Origin of the sequence: Rhizobium sp. BK512, assembly GCF_014194915.1 — a bacterium.
Lineage (GTDB): Bacteria > Pseudomonadota > Alphaproteobacteria > Rhizobiales > Rhizobiaceae > Rhizobium.
Genome location: NZ_JACIAS010000012.1, coordinates 207,034 through 224,185, shown reverse-complemented (window position 1 = coordinate 224,185; position 17,152 = coordinate 207,034). Strand labels below are relative to the sequence as shown.

General features: G+C 53.6%; 15 protein-coding genes and 2 pseudogenes. 12 read left to right on the top strand and 5 right to left on the bottom strand.

All coding sequences use genetic code 11. The features are described from left to right. Positions 1-238: 238 nt before the first annotated feature. From FHX06_RS36350 to FHX06_RS32700, 4 genes and pseudogenes are all read left to right on the top strand, one after another. Positions 239-460, top strand: a pseudogene (locus FHX06_RS36350) (transposase); the annotation flags it as partial. A 162-nt stretch (positions 461-622) separates the two neighbouring features. Further along, entirely contained in the window at positions 623-931 is a 309-nt protein-coding gene (locus FHX06_RS36345; protein WP_409564447.1) for an IS3 family transposase, read from the top strand. Between the two features lie 72 nt (positions 932-1,003). Beyond that, positions 1,004-1,123, top strand: a pseudogene (locus tag FHX06_RS35835) (IS5/IS1182 family transposase); the annotation flags it as partial. Between the two features lie 320 nt (positions 1,124-1,443). Beyond that, complete coding sequence (locus tag FHX06_RS32700; RefSeq protein WP_162728642.1) at positions 1,444-1,587, top strand: hypothetical protein; 144 nt, start codon at positions 1,444-1,446, stop codon at positions 1,585-1,587. Here FHX06_RS32700 and FHX06_RS32695 read toward each other — a convergent pair whose 3' ends face one another. Further along, complete coding sequence (locus tag FHX06_RS32695; RefSeq protein ID WP_183882357.1) at positions 1,588-1,806, bottom strand: hypothetical protein; 219 nt, start codon at positions 1,804-1,806, stop codon at positions 1,588-1,590. 875 nt (positions 1,807-2,681) lie between these two features. Here FHX06_RS32695 and FHX06_RS36135 point away from each other — a divergent pair. Then, complete coding sequence (locus FHX06_RS36135; protein WP_281413475.1) at positions 2,682-2,816, top strand: hypothetical protein; 135 nt, start codon at positions 2,682-2,684, stop codon at positions 2,814-2,816. 57 nt (positions 2,817-2,873) lie between these two features. Here the strand turns inward: FHX06_RS36135 and FHX06_RS32690 are convergent, their stop codons facing one another. Both FHX06_RS32690 and FHX06_RS32685 read right to left on the bottom strand, forming a co-directional pair. Beyond that, positions 2,874-3,269 carry a hypothetical protein gene (locus FHX06_RS32690; RefSeq protein ID WP_183882355.1) on the bottom strand — a complete coding sequence of 132 codons (396 nt, stop codon included), beginning with the start codon at positions 3,267-3,269 and terminating at the stop codon, positions 2,874-2,876. Between the two features lie 480 nt (positions 3,270-3,749). Then, entirely contained in the window at positions 3,750-4,343 is a 594-nt protein-coding gene (locus FHX06_RS32685; protein ID WP_018114623.1) for a transglutaminase-like cysteine peptidase, read from the bottom strand. Between the two features lie 324 nt (positions 4,344-4,667). Between FHX06_RS32685 and FHX06_RS32680 the strand changes: the two genes are divergently transcribed. The 4 genes from FHX06_RS32680 (at position 4,668) to FHX06_RS32665 (ending at position 9,233) form a co-directional block, all read left to right on the top strand. Beyond that, positions 4,668-6,092 (top strand): O-antigen ligase family protein, encoded by a 1,425-nt coding sequence (locus FHX06_RS32680; protein ID WP_183882353.1) that lies wholly within the window; start codon positions 4,668-4,670, stop codon positions 6,090-6,092. A gap of 296 nt (positions 6,093-6,388) precedes the next feature. After that, positions 6,389-7,555 carry a polysaccharide biosynthesis/export family protein gene (locus FHX06_RS32675; RefSeq protein WP_246715737.1) on the top strand — a complete coding sequence of 389 codons (1,167 nt, stop codon included), beginning with the start codon at positions 6,389-6,391 and terminating at the stop codon, positions 7,553-7,555. A 93-nt stretch (positions 7,556-7,648) separates the two neighbouring features. Beyond that, entirely contained in the window at positions 7,649-8,305 is a 657-nt protein-coding gene (locus tag FHX06_RS32670) for a hypothetical protein (protein WP_112970275.1), read from the top strand. Positions 8,306-8,456: 151 nt separating this feature from the next. After that, positions 8,457-9,233, top strand: coding sequence for a hypothetical protein (locus FHX06_RS32665; RefSeq protein ID WP_183882351.1), 777 nt, complete (start codon positions 8,457-8,459; stop codon positions 9,231-9,233). Positions 9,234-9,235: 2 nt separating this feature from the next. Here the strand turns inward: FHX06_RS32665 and FHX06_RS32660 are convergent, their stop codons facing one another. Continuing rightward, positions 9,236-10,033, bottom strand: coding sequence for a metallophosphoesterase family protein (locus tag FHX06_RS32660; protein ID WP_112970273.1), 798 nt, complete (start codon positions 10,031-10,033; stop codon positions 9,236-9,238). Between the two features lie 491 nt (positions 10,034-10,524). Here FHX06_RS32660 and FHX06_RS32655 point away from each other — a divergent pair, with 491 nt between their 5' ends. Next, positions 10,525-11,586, top strand: coding sequence for an acyltransferase family protein (locus FHX06_RS32655; protein ID WP_112970272.1), 1,062 nt, complete (start codon positions 10,525-10,527; stop codon positions 11,584-11,586). A gap of 830 nt (positions 11,587-12,416) precedes the next feature. Here FHX06_RS32655 and FHX06_RS32650 read toward each other — a convergent pair. Further along, the gene (locus tag FHX06_RS32650; RefSeq protein WP_112970271.1) at positions 12,417-13,529 is read right to left on the bottom strand and encodes a calcium-binding protein; all 1,113 of its coding nucleotides are present in this window, start codon (positions 13,527-13,529) and stop codon (positions 12,417-12,419) included. A gap of 455 nt (positions 13,530-13,984) precedes the next feature. Here FHX06_RS32650 and FHX06_RS32645 point away from each other — a divergent pair, with 455 nt between their 5' ends. Together FHX06_RS32645 and FHX06_RS32640 are read left to right on the top strand one after the other, a co-directional pair. Next, positions 13,985-15,745, top strand: a complete 1,761-nt coding sequence (locus FHX06_RS32645) for a type I secretion system permease/ATPase (RefSeq protein ID WP_409564442.1) — start codon at positions 13,985-13,987, stop codon at positions 15,743-15,745. Then, positions 15,742-17,046 (top strand): HlyD family type I secretion periplasmic adaptor subunit, encoded by a 1,305-nt coding sequence (locus FHX06_RS32640; RefSeq protein ID WP_112970270.1) that lies wholly within the window; start codon positions 15,742-15,744, stop codon positions 17,044-17,046. The genes FHX06_RS32645 and FHX06_RS32640 overlap by 4 nt, the downstream gene beginning before the upstream one ends. The last annotated feature ends 106 nt before the right edge of the window (positions 17,047-17,152 follow it).

The window sequence follows — 17,152 nt, the reverse complement described above, 5'->3', positions numbered from 1 at the left end:
GGTGCGGACTTCAGGAGAAAACTTGTTCGTCGTCTTGCTTGTCATAGACCCTACTTCTCACGAGTTGGGGTCTCCGGCAAAGCCGGGACGGTTCAATCGCAGGCTGATGCGCGCGACCGACGTGACAGATTGACAATGCTAAGATGAGTTCCGGCGGAAATCTGGATGAACTGCCCCCATTTCGACCGGACACTCGGCATAAGCAGAAAGGCTCAAGCACAGGCTTGAGGACAGGCTTATGTCTAACGAGTATCGACACGTTGAATTGCTCACGGGTGATGTTCGCCGGAGGCGGTGGACAACCGAGCAAAAGCTGACAATCATTGAGCAGAGTTTCGAACCAGGCGAGACGGTATCGTCTACGGCTCGCCGCCATGGCGTCGCGCCCAATCTGCTTTACCGGTGGCGCAGGCTCTTGAGTGAGGGAGGTGCTGTAGCCGTGGATTCTGACGAGCCGGTTGTCGGCAATTCGGAAGTAAAGAAGCTGGAGGATCGCGTCCGCGAGTTGGAGCGCATGCTCGGCCGAGACGATGGAGGTCGAAATCCTCCGCGAAGCCCTTTCCAAAGCGGACTCAAAAAAACGGATATCGCGGCCGATCTTGTTGCCGAAGGACGGTTCGCGATGAAGACTGTCGCAGACACGCTGGGTGTCTCCCGTTCCAACCTCATCGAGCGGCTGAAGGGCAAATCAAAGCCGCGTGGGCCATACCACAAGGTCGGGGATGTAGAGCTTCTGCCCGCCATCCGCAGTCTGGTGGATCAAAGGCCAACCTATGGCTATCGGCGGATCGCCGCGCTCCTCAATCGCGAAAGGCGAGCCGCCGATAAGCCTGTCGTCAACGCCAAACGGGTCCACCGCATCATGGGAAACCACGTCATGCTGCTGGAGAAGCACACGGCCGTTCGCAAGGGCCGCCTCCACGATGGCTAGGTCATGGTCATGCGCTCCAATCTGCGCTGGTGCTCGGACGGTCTGGAGTTCGCCTGCTGGAATGGCGAGGTCAGGCTCAAGCAGTTCCGCCGCGTCGCCACCAGATACGATAACACCCAAAGATCATTCTCGGCATTCCTCGCTTTGGCCGCAGCCAAAATATGGCTGCCATACTTTGTCAACAGGGCCTAGGAAAGTTTCACGGAACAGCAATGAGCTACGGATGGATGAAGGGTTGCTACTCGCCTGAACGCGTGGAGCAAGAACAGAAGCTTTTAACGACCGCCTTTAGTTCGTGAAAATCGACAAGGCAGGCAACTCCATCGCCGAAGCTGATGGGGCGGTGGGGCCTTTAACGATTTCTGAACTTTTTCTGCGCGTTTGCTGCGCCGCACGATTTACGAGCATTCTGCAACCTGATACCCAAAGCTCAGGGTTGAGGTTTCAGGTTCAAAATGGCAATCACAGATAATCGGCGTTACCGGCCTTCGTTCTGGCGGCGGGCGGTTGCTTTGCTCACACAAACTCCAGAGACATTGAGCGAGTGGCACTGGCACGGCGAGCAGATGCGCCGCCAGTTGCCTGACGGCACCTTTGCCGAGCGCGAGCCTACGGAAGAAGAGCTCTTCGACAAGGTCGAACGCCAGGCCTGGTGATCAGCCAAACGTGATAGCGAAGGTGGAAGCATAAGCCGCATTCACCACCGCGATCTGATCTGCGGTCAGCACTTCATTCCAAATCTTTGCAGGCAACGCGTTGGCGCTTGAGAGGCCGTTGTTGCTCGTATCGCTGTTGTAGCCGTAGAGCTGGGTTCCTCCCGAATTGCTCGGCGACGCAGAGCGTTGCGTCGGCGTACCAGTGATGACATAGTTCAAGGATTCGATTACAGCTGTCGGGTTTTCGACATGAACTGGGCAAGCGTGTTCTTGAAATCCTCGAACAGCGGCATTGTGCTGTCAGGGCTTGCGGCTGACCACCAACGAGCGCGTAGTCCACATACTCGCGCTGGGACGTGCCGCCCTTGCCGAACACAAGGTGGAGCCATTGCTCGTTAGATCCAAGATCGCCCAACCGTGCCTTGGAGTACGAGTATGCGGGCGAAACAGCGACGTCGATGCCCGGCGACGTACCGCTTGGGAACAGCATGTGGCCCGCCGCTGGCAGGATCTTGCGCGCCTTCGTGGGATCGCCAGCACCGCCGCCGCCGTTGGTGTAATACTGCTGGATCAACGGATGCTAATCGTCATCGGGCGAAAGCAAGGTCCCGCCCTCCGACGTTTGACGCTGACTTCGATGCCTCGATCTTTACAAAAATTCTCGTTCAATGGTCGCAAAAGTTACGATCGGGTATTTAAGCAGAGGGAACATACAGACGCTGTTGGTATTTGCAGTGCGCGGACTCTTTGCCAAGGCCCTAGCCGGAAATCATGGCGAGGTTTGTCGACACTCTTGAACATCGACTTAAGCGTGTAATGTTTAAACGCGCCGCAGCCTTTACGTGTTTTGACCGGCCGTCTACCGGATATGCGGGGCTCATCAGGGCAATCGGAACATGCTTATCGGTCGCATTCTTCCCGATTGGAACTCATTTCTTTCACCGCACGTTTGGCACAGCATTTTAAGACAGGGCCGAGATGTGCCACCTCTATATTGTCAATGGCCTGACCCGCTTCATCCGTGAGATTGCGAAATTTTAAGGTGTCATTTGCCCGATGGCAAGCTAATGATCCTCGGTATGCGGATACAGTGGATGATCATCGCGACGCTAACGAGCCTGTTGATGTGGGGCGGCGTCTATGATGTTGCCTTCGGCATCCTGCGTCGCGGTCACCACGATCTGACGATTGCTCATATAGAGCGTCGACTGGAGCGGCGCTTTCTGTAATTCCGGCTGCTGATTAGCATGTCATAGGTTCGGTGATGGCAACTTGCGATCGGTCTGTCAGCCGGATGGCGCCGGGTCCAAAGCAATCGAGAACGAGTAGAGACACGGCTTGCCTTCTAGCCAGGCGGGGCGCGTCTGCGAGAATGAGAGGATGTAGACATCACCGACTGCTGCCTTGTCGGAGAAAACAAACGGAAAATCACCCTCTGGCGGCTGGAAGTCTCGCACAGCACCCTTCTGCAGTCCGTAGCGACAAGCACTATCGCCGTTTATTGTGAACCTGACAGTCTTTGCCAGTGTCGGCGTAACCTTATAAAGTCGACTCGATCCTATTGACTGGCCGCTCACCTCCACATGGTCTTTAAGCTGAAAGCTCTCCAACGGTTCGGCCGTCGCTACGATCGGCGATGACATCAACAGTGCTAGGTGGAAGGCAAATTTGGACTTGCGCATTCAGCTCCTCCTAAGAAAACTCACTTCGCCCACGCTGCGCCCAAAAAAGTGAATATCGATCGAGACAAATAGTAATTGTGTGCAGCCAATACACTGGCATCGTCACCCCTCCTCACGGCGTGGCCGCGCAGATATTTCGTGAGGCAACTCGCGGCGCTTTTCTCACCTATATCGATCCCACTCGCTTATCTTGTCAGTAGCCTGCCTTAGATCCGAGCCGTGAAACCTAAGACGGAGTGAGCGGTATCAGGCCATAGGTTTCGCGTAAATCGTCGATGCAACGATAGAAGGTAAAAATCCACAAAAGGTTAGCCATCATGGTAGAGACCATGGCTGCCTTATCAGTGCAACATGCTGAGAAGGGTTCGCACGGCGAACGCCACTCGATACTCTCCACATCAGCGCACAACAATTGAATAGGTACCATCGCCAACGACTACGCCATGGGAAACTGGCAAATCAATTCAAGCACGTGACTTCTTACAGTTCGTACCATATGCGCGGGTTATCGCCTGACTGGATCATCAGCCAGCGAAGATCCGTATCCTTCCAGCCCTTGATCGCGTTCGTGCGGTTGTCGAGCACAAGATCGCCCTGATCGGTCTTGACGACCAAAACCGCGTGACCTTCGCCGTAGGGCGTCTTCGTCACCGCAATCCGCAGCGCCTTCGGCGACCAGCCCATCGCAATAAGATGATCACGCTTCGTCAGCGCGAAATCCTCGCAGTCACCCGATTTCACGTTCACCTGCCAGACATCGCCCTGATCCTGGCTGTCGTTGACCGGGCGAATCGAACGGTTGACCGAGGCATTGACCGATCGAAGCTGCTTGTTCGCGAATTCATTCAGCGAAATTTCCGAAGCTCCACCGCGTGCCTCGCATTCACTGGGGTTTTGCGCGCAGAACATCACATGGGCGAAAGGTGCCGTAGTCCGGCGCTTTTCGGAAATATAGCTGAATGCCGGCGCGGCCTTCAATCCGCGGGCAATACCGGCAGGACCGGCGGCCTGCGCGGTCTGAACCGCAAACAGAGATGCAAGCGTCACCGCAGTAACCAGTGCGTGCTTAAACATTTTCTTACCCCGTTTCGACGACCGCATTGCGGTCGAATGTCCATGCCGGTTGAAATCCGGCCTCCATTGGTCGAAGCTCTATCCAGCTTCAGCCAACGGCGGGAACATACGGAGGCAGGGCTCTCGATCCGTTTAAATCGTTCTGGACAATTTTAGCGAACCATCTTTTTCCGAAGCGACCGACTGGGCGGCCAATTCTGGTACTAGTGTCGCACCGGATTCGCGCGGGGTTGCCAAAGTCGCAGAATTCTTGCAGACACAGGCCCAGAGGCGCCGAGGGGTCGGCCAACCATTCAAATTTTGGCCGTGGCTGTGACGGATAGATTGAAGACCATACTTGCCGGCTTCTACTGCACGGTGGTGCTCACTGCCGTCATCCCGTTCGGCTTGGTCGATGCAACTCCTTTTGCGGCGGTCGCGATCGGCATGTTTGCGCTCGGTCTTGCCGCACTCATGCTTTTTGGTGAGCCAAAGCGTGCTCGCTGGATCTTTGTTTGGACTTTGCTGCTGTTCCTCGTCACATTAGCCTGGGTCGTCGTCCAGACAATTCACATGCCCTGGCCGTCGCTTATCAATCCCATTTGGAAAGATGCGCGTGTCCTTTTAGGCGAATCGAGGGATACGATTTCGGTTGCGCCGGCCGACACGCTCGCTTCTCTACTGTATATTGCGTTGCCCGCAATGACATTCTTGACGGGCCTGATCATTGCCGATACCGACAAGCGGGCGCGCCGAATTCTGATGGTCCTTGCCGTTGGCGCAGGTTTAATCGCGCTGTTTGGGCTTGCTCAATTTCTATTATCTCCGAAGATGCTGCTGACCGAGAACAAGCGGTACTATCTCGATAGCCTCACCGCCGTTTTCGTCAATCGCAACACAGCGGCAACCTTCCTCGGTCTGGGCTTTCTATTAACTGCGACATTTGCTTCCGAAAACGGCCGCGCCTATTTCGGTTTTTCATCCGCGCCATCAGGCAGTTTCAATGAAGGCTTAGGCTTTTGGCTATTCGTTGGCTTTGGGCTTTCCTGCCTAACCGCCTTGATGCTAACCCAATCCCGCGCCGGTCTTGTTGTGACAGGCTTGGGCTCGGTCGTTTATCTTCCGTTTCTTGCTAGCCAATGGAGAGGCAGACGCTCCGGACAGGCGTTGCAGGCCGGCTCTGCTTTCCGCAAATGGCTACTCGTCGTCGGGGCACTTTCGCTCCTTTTTGTCGCCGTTTTCGGCGGTAGAGCGATCCAGCGCGCCGACCAGAAGGGCACAGATGACGGTCGCTTCTGCATATGGTCGGATACGGTTCATGCCATTTCACACAACTGGCTTGAGGGAACCGGCTTTGGTACGTTCCGAACCGTTTACCCTGCCTACCGGACGCCAGATTGCGGAATCGGCGGCATTGTCGACAGGGCCCATAATTCGTATCTTGAGGGCTTCCTGACGCTAGGAGTGATTTTTCCGATTGTTGTCTTGCCGATTTTTTTCGTTCTCCTGAGGGCTTTCTGGATCGGGTATCGAGAACGCCATAGGCTAAGGCATTACGCTATCTTGGGTTGTTCTGCCACGATTTTGACGGCGGCCCATGCGACAGTCGATTTTTCAATTCAAATTCCAGGGTTTGCCATATTTTTTATGGCGGTTCTTGCTGGCGTCATATCAATTTGCTGCGGTCGCGAAGAAAGACTCAGTGAAAACAGGAAGGCCCCGTCAGGGGAGTTGCGAATCGGCCACCCAGTCGAACCTGTTGAAATATGACGATTTCAAGGCTCCCGATAGTCAAAATCGCCATTACAGAAATCCATAATATTCGTCTTGGTTGCATTTGAATTGCGGCAGAATCTTAATGTATCAAACGCTGCTAATTTACCATAAATGGGACAATCCATGTTGCCCTCTTGCCACAATAACCTTCTGTTAGGTATGGAGTACCTGACGGGGTCGGATAATTACTTGTCTTTTAAGTTGTCGACGGGCTAGACAGTTTCGAGCTATTACTAAGTAGGGTCAAGATGCGCATTCCTGTAACTCGCCGTAGCGGCATCGTCGCGTCGATGCTGATCGTGCTTTCCAGCTGCACGTCTCTCCCGAGGTCTGGTCCTGATCATACCGAGATCGATCGCGCCGCAGCAATTAAGGTTACCACTCCTGAGCGTAAGGTTGGGATTGACTACGTTCTGATCGATCTCAACAAAGGGATTCTGCCCTTTTTCGATAAGGTCCCGTCGAGTTCTCTGCAGACTGGGTTTGGTGGTGGCCGCGGGGGTGCTCCTGACATACCGCTCGGCTTCGGCGACGTCGTACAGGTTTCGATTTTCGAAGCGCAGGCTGGTGGTCTCTTTATTCCGTCTGACGCTGGCAGCCGTCCGGGTAACTACATCACCCTCCCGCAACAGACGATCGATAAGGCCGGCACGATCAGCATTCCCTATGCAGGCCGCGTCCCGGCCGCAGGACGTATGAAGGAAGAGGTCGAGCAGGATATCGAAGACAAACTGGCAAGCCGCGCGATCGAACCGCAGGTCGTTCTCACGACTACAACCAGCCGCTCTTCGGAAGTAGCGGTTGTCGGTGACGTTAATAGCCCGCAAAAGATCGTTCTTTCTCCGGCCGGCGATCGTATCCTCGACGCGATCTCCGAGGCGGGCGGCCTGACGACGCCCAATATTGAAACCAACGTTACGCTTCAGCGTCGCGGTAAAACCGCATCAATCGCATACGAAACGCTGCTGAAGAACCCGTCGGAGAATATCTTCCTCGCGCCCGGCGACACTGTCTCTGTCGAGCACGAGCGCCGAACGTTCATCGCGCTTGGCGCATCCGGGATCAATAACCGGATCGACTTCGAGGATTCGAACCTGACCCTTGGCGAGGCGATGGCGAAGGCTGGAGGTCTCCTCGATTCGCGTGCAGACCCTCGCGAAGTTGTCGTTTATCGAAAGGTCAATCGCGGTATCCTTCAACGGCTGAATATCGATACAGGCCGCTTCAAGGATGATCAGGTACCGGTCATATTCCGTGCGAACCTGCGCGATCCAGCGACACTGTTTGCGGTTCAGGAATTCCGGATGGCGGACAAAGATGTCATGTATGTTTCCAATGCACACTCTGTCGAGCTTGTGAAGTTCCTGGATATTCTGAATTCTGTCACCTCTACTGTCAGGGGCGTTTCCAACGATGCGCTTGATACGCGCGAGGCGGTCCAAGAGCTGGGGAATTAAATATATTAAGTAATACTTCGAGCACCTGATATCGAACGGACTGGTGCTCAACGGAGTTTATGTTATAAGCTCCGTGTCCATTGGAGGCTGGGAATGATAAACGCAGGGAAGAATACTTTAACGGGCACAGCTATCGTCGCGCTCAGCGTTCTTGGCTTTGCGACGTCATCATTTGCGGGCAACTGCTTTTCGGGGCCCGGTGCGGCAAACGGCTCGCAAATGGATGCCTTCAGGGCAACGCCTGCAAGCATCCTTACGGGCAATCCGTCTGACAGCTTACTCATTGGTTCGGTTCGCGATCTTACCGCAACCGAAACGGGTGTGACGGCAACGATGCTGACACTGGCGGCGAACCCGGCGACGACGGATGCTCAAAGAGCAGCGATCGGCGCAGGTCTCGGACGTGCCGTTAACGTTTGCCGTCCCCAGCATTCCGACCTTGCCGATGAAATCTCGGCTGCTATCGCAGCAGCAATCCTTGGTAATCCGGCGCTCGCGGGTCTGCGCACGGCATTTGAGGCATCACTGACCGGTCAAACTGCTGTTGCTGCGCTCGGTGGTGCAGGTCCGGGCGCAGGTCCGGCGGCTGGTGGTGACATCAGCGGTCCTGGTGCTTCAGGTTTGGGCGGCCCTGCGGATGGCGCCGATGGCGGTGGCGCTGCTCAGGGTGCGGGTTCTCTGCAGACTGGGGCTTCAGGCGGCGGCAACTTTACGATTATCCGTAACAGTTCTGTCAGCGGTAGTATTTAATCCGCATTAATAGCAGGTATTGCTGCACTTCAGGGGGCCGTTCGGCCTCCTTCTTCATGTCGTCCCCTTCTAGGAAGAACTCCTGTCTCGTACGCCGGTAAATTCCGGTGATGGAGCAGATCGTTTTCACATCGGTTTGGACCGGTAGATCATGTCTCAGCGCGCAAACGCAAAAGGTCGAACGCAACAAGGCGCCGCAGTCAAGATTGGGTTTCCCCTTCCCTCCCCCGTGTCTCTCTTATTTTTTGTAACTGCGATTGCACTGCTGATCTTTGCAGTGTCCGATATTCGGCAATCGGCTCGCTTTGCCGACGTCTTTCTCGTTGCAGAGAGACTTGAGCAATCCGGACAGGTCAGCCCTGAGACACTCACCAAGACCACAGCCATGACCGACATGATTGTCTCCGGCGACTATTGCCGCTCGGATATCGTCATGGCGGGTACGACGCTCGTGCTCAATCGGCTGGATACGGCCGATGAAATCACCGGCTATGACGCGTGGCTCAGAGCATCTGATGGCGCTGAACGTTTCATGCGCCATGCAGTCTCTTGCATGCCGACCGAGAGCAACCTCTGGCTGAGGCTGGCAATGGTCCGGTCCGTGATCGTGCAAGAACCGAAGGCGATTGCGCGATTTGTCGATATGTCCGCCCGGCTTGCGCCGGCTGACGAGGTCGCTCTATTGGCGCGCGTGTATTTCTGGAATCGTCTTCACGCAGCTACGCTTGAGGCGGCGCGTAAGTCGCTCCAGGGCGACGTCAATCTCCTCCTGGCGCTCGGTGACCCTCATGAAGTCGGACCCTCTTTGGCTGTGATCAGCCCTGCCCTGCTCCCCTTTGTAAAGGAAGCCGGCGCTAAATTGCCGCCCGATAGAAAGGCCCTACTGCTCGCGTTCGGCGTTAAGGCTTTCGGCGCGCTTCGCCGATAGAACTAGCTTAGTATCGTCGCCCGGCCATCCGCGATCCGAAGGATGGTTAGCCTGCCCGTTGCAAATGCTCCAGTATCTATAGCAATCCGCCCATTCCCGAAGAAGGGTCGTCCGACCGGGGTATGCCCGTGTACGACAACTACTGGCAGTTCGGGCCCCTGTGTAAGAAATGGCTCACGAATCCATAATAAATCTTGGTCCTGTTGTTCGGAAAGGGGAACCCCGGGGCGAATTCCGGCGTGAACGAAAACTAAATTGCCGACAGTCACCATTGACGGCATATTTACCAGCAGGTTTTTGTGGTGGGTTGGAATGGCCTCATTAATGGCGCGCGCTAGCGCCAGAGTGCCCCCATGTCGCAACAGGTAGGCCGGATCGATGCCGTATGAATTTAGGGTCTTCATTCCGGCAAATTGCCGCCAACTGAAAAAATAATCCGGATCGTCAATTAAACGTAGAAACTCGTCTTCGTGATTGCCACAGAGCGCAACCTGCGTGATTTTTCCATTGGCGGGCTTGGTTATATGCTCGATCACCTCCTTAGATTGAGTGCCTCTGTCGATGTAGTCTCCCAATAAAACCAGCAAAGCCGAACCACTATAATTTTCGGCATCGCCGTATATAATGTCTTTTGCTCTTAGCAGCTCCGTGTAACAGCCGTGCACGTCACCAATTGCATAAACAACGGAGAAATCCCCCGGGTTGAAGCTTAATTTGCTCCTGAAATGCCTTTTCTTAGATGTTGAGCCCGCCTCAGGTTGTACGAATAAATTCCTTATGGCATCGCGAATATGTATCATAATTCCGGCAATTCCTTGAAAAACTATGCTAATCCGCGATCTGAAGTTCGAAGCAATTTATGAGAGGGCCTGTTTCCCAACGACATTAGACGAACTAAGTTTCTAGTTGATTGACTCAAATATTTTGGCCCGGGCTCACGGCATTTGCATTTTTCTGATATGAGCTCCCGTCTTGAACGGCCGCTTCCTGGCTGCGATCGTAGTGCGGCAAGCCTAGGCTTCACCGCCGGCCGAATAGAGAAGCGACTAACCGTCTGCGACGATGGCGGAATGGCAAGCGCACTTGCGGGGTTCATCAAGCAATTCCAACTTCGTTTCGCGCCGTGTCGAGACTGAATTGAGCGCCATGGCCCCTCGCAGCCAAGTGCCGTTTTAGTGCAGTGGAATATGGTGAATGGCCAAGGATTCCAGATAGGCGATGACTGTCAAAGGCTTGATATGTGCCGAGATCTTTTTATAGTGCGGTGATAGTCTCGTTTTGGGTTAAAGCTATGTTATCCAATGTGCAGTCGCTTAGGGGATTCGCCGCCCTAATGGTTGTTTATTACCATGCGCACGGCCTTCTAATAAAACGCCATACAGAGCTCGGTTTAACTAACGAATTTTGGGCCCGGGAACACGGGCTGACAAAATTTGGCGCGCTTGGCGTTGATATATTTTTCATCATTTCCGGTTTCATCATTTTTCATTCTGCGTGGGACAAGAAAATTACTGCTCGTTCTTTCTTATTCCTACGGGTGAGAAGAATTTACCCGCTTTACTGGGTTGCCTCGATCTTGTTCATTGCGATAACGTTCCTTCCTGGTACAAGCTATTCTTTGTCTGGATTGGATATTTTTGCGTCCCTCTTGTTAATCCCCAAGTATTTTAATGGGGACGTAAAGCCTGTCCTTGAGGTAGGCTGGTCGTTATATTACGAGATGTTCTTTTATCTTCTCTTTTCGGCGCTTATATGGCAAGCCAGGGAGAGAATTCTAGTTCAGATGACGGGTTTATTTTCTCTCCTTATAATCGCGGGGAATTTTGTTAGTATAGATTTTGGCATTTGGAAGGTTATCACTAACGAACGTTTGCTTGAGTTTATCGCAGGCGGGTGGGCTGCTTATTTTTATCGAAACGGCAGTATTCGCTGGAATGGCTATTTGCGATGGTGTGCAATAATTGTGGCGGTGTCGGGTACTATTGCGTTTGTTCTCTTTGATGAGTGGCGGGAAGATTATAGCGCGCTGATCACAAGAGCTCCCATCGCGATTGCGGTCTTCTCATGCTTCCTGTTCGACGAAAAGTTGAAGAACTATGTAGGAGGTCGAGTGACGTCATTCCTCGGAGACGCGTCATACTCAATCTATCTCTTTCATATGTTTCCTTTCATCATCCTGTCGGGCATGTGGAAGCGAGGCTTGGGCGTTCCGCCGTTTGACGGTATCGCTACATGGGCAGTGCTGATATGTGTCGGCGCGGCCGCTGGGATCGGAGCTCATCTCTTGATCGAGAGACCGATGATGTCGCTCCTACGTGGTAAGCAGTTTTACCGCACCGTGCCCGCCGGATAGGTCTAGGTTGGTATTAAGGCGGGCCGCTAAGAGGTTTCACCTGAGTTCGAGTGTTCAGTCCGGATGGGGACCTGTCTCGGGGTCATGTCAGCGCCCTGCGGCCCTTGCTGACCGAGTATGTATTGGTCGATGTCTCTTAGCGGCCGCCGGCGAATGGCCGCGAAACTTAGTACTGTCGATTATTGCCAGTCGTCGATCAGCCCGGGTTCCGACTTGCGTTTCCAAAGCGCGTCCCATACGCCTTCTCCGACCATCGGCGGCACCCGACAAATGCCGAGTTTCACTTTCCATAACGCTCATAGATGCCACGCCATGACAGCGCATACCCAGTTAGAGCATTTTCGTCGAGATAGCTGCGATTATTGCAGGAAGGTTGGGAATCTCGTCTCGCTCTGCAGGCAGAAACCCTTGAATGTTCCACCGGTCTGTATCCAACACGCTGCTGCTGATTGGGTAATCACTTTGTCAACAAGGCGCTGGTTAGTCGCAGCACGAGGAATTTCATAGCGCAGCAACGACGCTCTTTTTTCGCGGCAACTGCCTGAGAAAGAGAGTATTTGAAGGGCTGTGACGCTCGCACGCAAGCTGGAACGACTCCCACTAATTTGGCCATTCCTTCCCTAACCAGTCGGCTGCGGGTGCTCAAATGCATCCTTCTGCTCGGCAGGCGCTGTGAATGTATGTCGACAGTATGCACAACGATTTAGCGAGATACTCAGCGAGTTACGCTGTGTGAAGTACCAGCCGCGTTATCAAGTCCTCGCCGTAAAACCCGGAAAATATCGTCATTGAAGAATGGGGCCAATATAGCGATTGGCCCCGTCCAATCGTTAGATTAACCAATCGGAATGGAAATCTGCGGCGTGAACGCCCTTGAGAACAACCATCGATCCTTCAGGAGCCTCTGAATTGATAAGATGAGTATCGGCGCCGGCGTCGACGATCTGCCAGTTACCAGGCTTCTCGACATCAATGCGATCCCCCGCAGAACCATCAAAATCCATGATGGTGTCAACTGCAGGCAATTTCGGCTGACCATTCACATCTTCCATAATCAGGTCACCGTGACCGATAACAAAGGTATCTGCGCCATCATCGCCGAAAAGGAAGTCGGAGCCGGTTCCACCAGAGATTTTGTCGTTTCCAGCTCCCCCATGGATGGTGTCAGTGCCGGCACCGCCTCGAATGAAGTCGGCGTCGTCGCCGCCATAGATCGTATCGTTGCCGGTACCGCCCTCGATATAATCTTTACCCTTGCCGCCATGGAGAACGTCATTGCCGGATTCCCCATAGATGAAATCGTCGCCATCGCCGCCGTCAACGAAGTCATCTCCCCCGGCGGCATGAATGATATCGTTGCCACCCTCGCCGTAGATCGTGTCGCGAGTCTCGGCAAGCGATCCAGATCCCATGTCGATTGTGTCATTGCCTTCACCAGCGTGGATGTTGGTCAATGTGTATTTCGAGATTGCCAGATTGAGGCCAGGATCGGACGTTCCCGTCCTGAAAATGATCGTGTCGTTGCCCGCACCACTGTCGATATTGAAAGTGGAATCCTTTACGAGCGTCGGGCTGTCCCAGCCGGCGAAGCCGGCGTTGAGTGAGTTCACCACATTCACGGTGATCTTGTCGTCGCCCGCTCCCGTTTTAATGTCGGCTCGCTTGGCATTTTCTAGGGTAATATCTGCAGAGTTGGCGGTGGTGTAGTCAAGGTTGGCGTAGACGAAGTCGGAGACCGTTACGGTGTGGTCAAGATTGTCGTCGACCTTAATATAGGCGTCCTTGTTCACCCCCCAGTTGGTGGTGTTCTCAATTTTGAAATCAAAGGTGTCGTCGCCTACGACCGCGCTGTAGACGCGCTTCGCTGTCGGATCGTCGAAAACAACGTCGTCACTCACCGTGACTGCAAGCTTCTCTGCGCTCGTGCGAAACTGTAATGCCATAAATGATCTCCCCGCGCGAATACATCGCGACCAACTAGAATACACGGAATAGATGCGCTTAAGTTTGTCTGCACCTATCTGGGCGAAGTCTTAGCTTAGTGGTTAGACATCGTAAAGGAAATATTAAACGAGGGTCGCGTAAAAAATATGACTATCGTTAATACTGGCGCAGAGTGGTTACAGTCAGTATATAAATACTTCTAGTAGCACTTCTATATTAAGTTGCAAATCGTTTGCGGGGGCCGATCTGGGGTTCGCACCAATTAACGTACCCAAGTGGACCAGTGGCGAAGGTTCTACAAAGAGGTAAGGTTAACTTTTAATTAAACGGCTGAGGATGCCGCTTTGCGAACAATAAATGGTTGCCGGCATGAGCCTGCTGTGCTTGGAGTATTATCGCCTGATTAGACAGTAGATAGTCCCGTTCTGCGCGGGTTCAGAAGATCGGTACTGAGATGAGTAAGCCACAGTTCGGCGGAATGGGTAAAATTAAATATATCGAGATGGTCGGTCGATGCAAGTTTGCCGTGTTCGGCGTGGTGATTGCCAGCGCCCTCGTCAACATTTTGTATCTGACGAGTTCCCTGTTTATGCTCCAGGTATACGATCGGGTGATACCGAGCAAAAGCATTTCGTCGCTGATTGCCTTGGCCATTTTAGCGTTGTTACTATACGCCTTCCAAGGGCTGTTTGAGGTATTTCGCGGCCGCTTGCTGGTTCGCATCGCTGGCGCTTTTGACGAGGCAGTTGGCGCCGTTGTGTTTCAGGCCGCGATCAGAGCTCCCATATCGAAAAAAATGGCGACTGACGGATCTCAGTCCATGCAAGACTTTGATCAAGTTCGAACGTTCCTCGCGAGTGCAGGACCGTCCGCACTTCTCGATCTTCCATGGCTACCTTTATATATCTGCATCTGCTTTTTGTTCCATCCTATTGTCGGAATTGTCGTAATTGCTGGCGGGCTGGTTTTGCTTTTGCTCACATTCGTGACGAATTTCAGCACGCGCGCGTCAGCGAAATCGGTTTTTGATCTTGCCGGCCGTCGAAACAGCCTTACCCAAGCCGCACAACGAAACGCTGAGGTTGTCCAAGCAATGGGTATGGGGGCGGACTTAACAAGGATGTGGTCCGAGCAAAACGATAATTATCGTATCAATTATCGAAAGAATGCCGACGTGGCCAACGCCTATGCGGTCATGTCGAAAATATTCCGCGCTGCTCTGCAATCAGGCGTTCTCGCGGTAGGGGCAGTACTCGTCATTGAAGGTCTCGCCACCGGCGGCATCATTATCGCCGCGTCAATTCTCACCTCACGAGCCCTGTCTCCGATCGAGCAGATCATCGGCAACTGGCGAAATATCAAAGCAGCTCAGCAGGCTTGGCAACGGCTCCAGGCGACGCTAGCGGACACGCCACCATGGAACGCAAGAACGGCACTCCCCGCTCCATTCCAGTCGCTCGTGGTTGACGAACTGGCGAGCGCACCACCTGAGCAACGCCAGCCGACCATCTCGGGAATTACATTTTCGCTGTCAGCGGGAAGTGCTCTTGGCGTGGTCGGGCGCAGTTCATCAGGAAAGTCAACTCTTGCGAGGGCGGTTGCTGGAATATGGCCTGCATTACGTGGAACTATTAGGCTGGACGGAGCCGCGATAGACCAATGGGATCCGGAGCACCTTGGCAAACATGTCGGTTACTTGCCGCAAGACATCGAGCTGTTTTCTGGAACTGTGGCTCAGAACATATCGCGATTTCGGGAGAACCCTGAGTCTGGCGACATCATCAACGCGGCCAAAGAGGCAGGCGTCCACGAAATGATCCTCAAGCTTCCAAGGGGTTACGATACGGAGATCGGGCGGAACGGATCGATGTTATCAGCGGGGCAGAGGCAGCGAATTGCATTAGCGCGCGCACTCTACATGGATCCGTTTCTCGTTGTTCTGGACGAGCCGAATTCCAACCTGGACGCCGAGGGGGAGGCAGCGCTGACGGAAGCAATATTAAGCGTTCGTCGTCGCGGCGGCATTGCGATCGTTGTCGCTCATCGACCCAGCGCTTTGGCGGCTGTCGATCAGATCCTGATGGTCAACGATGGTCAAGTTCAGGCGTTCGGGGCGAAAGAGCAAGTTTTTGCAAGAATTATAAGGCAAGTGCCGACTTCCATGCCGGAGGAGCGTCCCGTTCCGCTCAAGATCGTAGGTGAGGCACACGAATGAAGCGCGCTTCCGTAACATCAGACGTTTCTTTGCGTCGAAACGCACTCGCGGTTATGGCGCTCGCGGTGCTGCTTGTCGTTGGAATAGGCGGATGGGCAGCATCGACATCGCTGTCGAACGCAGCGATTGGCGATGGTACCGTAATCATCGATGGTAGCTCAAAGAAGATACAACATCTTCAGGGCGGCATCGTATCTAAGCTGTTGGTGGAGGAAGGCCAACATGTCAATGCCGGCGATATTCTTCTGCAACTTGATAGTGCGTCGGCAAGAGCGAACCTCGGTATTGTAGAATCATCTCTTGCGCAGCTCTATGTGCGAAGAAGCCGCCTGCAAGCCGAATCTGTCGGCGCGGCCTCATTCTCAATGGACGACTTGTCTCGTGCAAAGCTCGATACTGCTGACAGCAAGAGATTCATTGATAGCGAGATGCAGCTTTTTGCAACTCGGCGCTCCGCATTGCTCGGGATGAAAAAGCAATTGGAGGAGCAGAGCGCGCAGCTCGGTGATGAGGTCAGCGGCCATGAACTCCAGATTGAAGCAATCGATAGAGCCACCGTACTGGTGACTCAGGAAACGTCGGCCGCCGACAGCCTCTATCAAAAGAAGCTTCTTACACTGCAGAGACTGAATGCATTGAAAAGGCAGATGATTCAGTTGGCAGGCGATAAAGGGGAGCGATTGGCAGCAAAGGCTCAGGCAGAGGGCAAGATTGCAGAGACGAATCTGCAAATCCTGCAGCTCGACGAAGATCGCCGAAACGAGAATTCGAAGGAGTTGACGGATGTCAACGCGAAGATCGCTGAGATGGAGGAGCGCCGCACAGCCGCTCTAGATCAGATCAACCGTCTTGATATCCGTGCGCCCGTCGCCGGCCAAATCTATCAGCTTGATATTCACACAATTGGAGGGGTGGTCTCAGCCGGGGAACAATTGATGCTGTTGGCCCCTGATCAACAATTGCTGACGGTCGAAACGAAGATCGCTACGCGGAATATTGATCAGGTATATCTATCTCAGCACGCGGACATAAGGTTTTCAGCCTTTGATCAGCGGACGACGCCAGAGGTAGAAGGGAAAGTCGTTGCAATATCGCCGGACGTTATCACCGATCAACGCACAGGAATCAAATACTATTCAGTGATGGTCAGGCCCGATTCAAAAAGCCTTGCACAACTGAAGGGACTTGCGCTTTATCCGGGCATGCCAGCTGAGGTGTTCATCCGTGTCGCTGATAGAACCGTGATCTCTTACCTGACAAAGCCGCTCACCGATCAAATGAAATATACATTTCGAGAGTGACCGCGGATATCTTGACGGATGACAAACCCGTGGAGGCTGCCGCGCGCTCAAACTCCACAGATCAGAGGCAAACAGAAACTCTTTATCTGACCCGCAAAACCATAGT

What these genes read in the sequence shown, in the direction of transcription:
- FHX06_RS36345 (WP_409564447.1), top strand. Translation starts at nt 623, where the DNA reads ATGAAGACTGTCGCAGACACGCTGGGTGTCTCCCGTTCCAACCTCATC.
- FHX06_RS36135 (WP_281413475.1), top strand. Translation starts at nt 2,682, where the DNA reads ATGATCATCGCGACGCTAACGAGCCTGTTGATGTGGGGCGGCGTCTAT.
- FHX06_RS32690 (WP_183882355.1), bottom strand. Translation starts at nt 3,269, where the DNA reads ATGCGCAAGTCCAAATTTGCCTTCCACCTAGCACTGTTGATGTCATCG.
- FHX06_RS32685 (WP_018114623.1), bottom strand. Translation starts at nt 4,343, where the DNA reads ATGTTTAAGCACGCACTGGTTACTGCGGTGACGCTTGCATCTCTGTTT.
- FHX06_RS32675 (WP_246715737.1), top strand. Translation starts at nt 6,389, where the DNA reads ATGCTGATCGTGCTTTCCAGCTGCACGTCTCTCCCGAGGTCTGGTCCT.
- FHX06_RS32670 (WP_112970275.1), top strand. Translation starts at nt 7,649, where the DNA reads ATGATAAACGCAGGGAAGAATACTTTAACGGGCACAGCTATCGTCGCG.
- FHX06_RS32665 (WP_183882351.1), top strand. Translation starts at nt 8,457, where the DNA reads ATGTCTCAGCGCGCAAACGCAAAAGGTCGAACGCAACAAGGCGCCGCA.
- FHX06_RS32660 (WP_112970273.1), bottom strand. Translation starts at nt 10,033, where the DNA reads ATGATACATATTCGCGATGCCATAAGGAATTTATTCGTACAACCTGAG.
- FHX06_RS32655 (WP_112970272.1), top strand. Translation starts at nt 10,525, where the DNA reads ATGTTATCCAATGTGCAGTCGCTTAGGGGATTCGCCGCCCTAATGGTT.
- FHX06_RS32650 (WP_112970271.1), bottom strand. Translation starts at nt 13,529, where the DNA reads ATGGCATTACAGTTTCGCACGAGCGCAGAGAAGCTTGCAGTCACGGTG.
- FHX06_RS32645 (WP_409564442.1), top strand. Translation starts at nt 13,985, where the DNA reads ATGAGTAAGCCACAGTTCGGCGGAATGGGTAAAATTAAATATATCGAG.
- FHX06_RS32640 (WP_112970270.1), top strand. Translation starts at nt 15,742, where the DNA reads ATGAAGCGCGCTTCCGTAACATCAGACGTTTCTTTGCGTCGAAACGCA.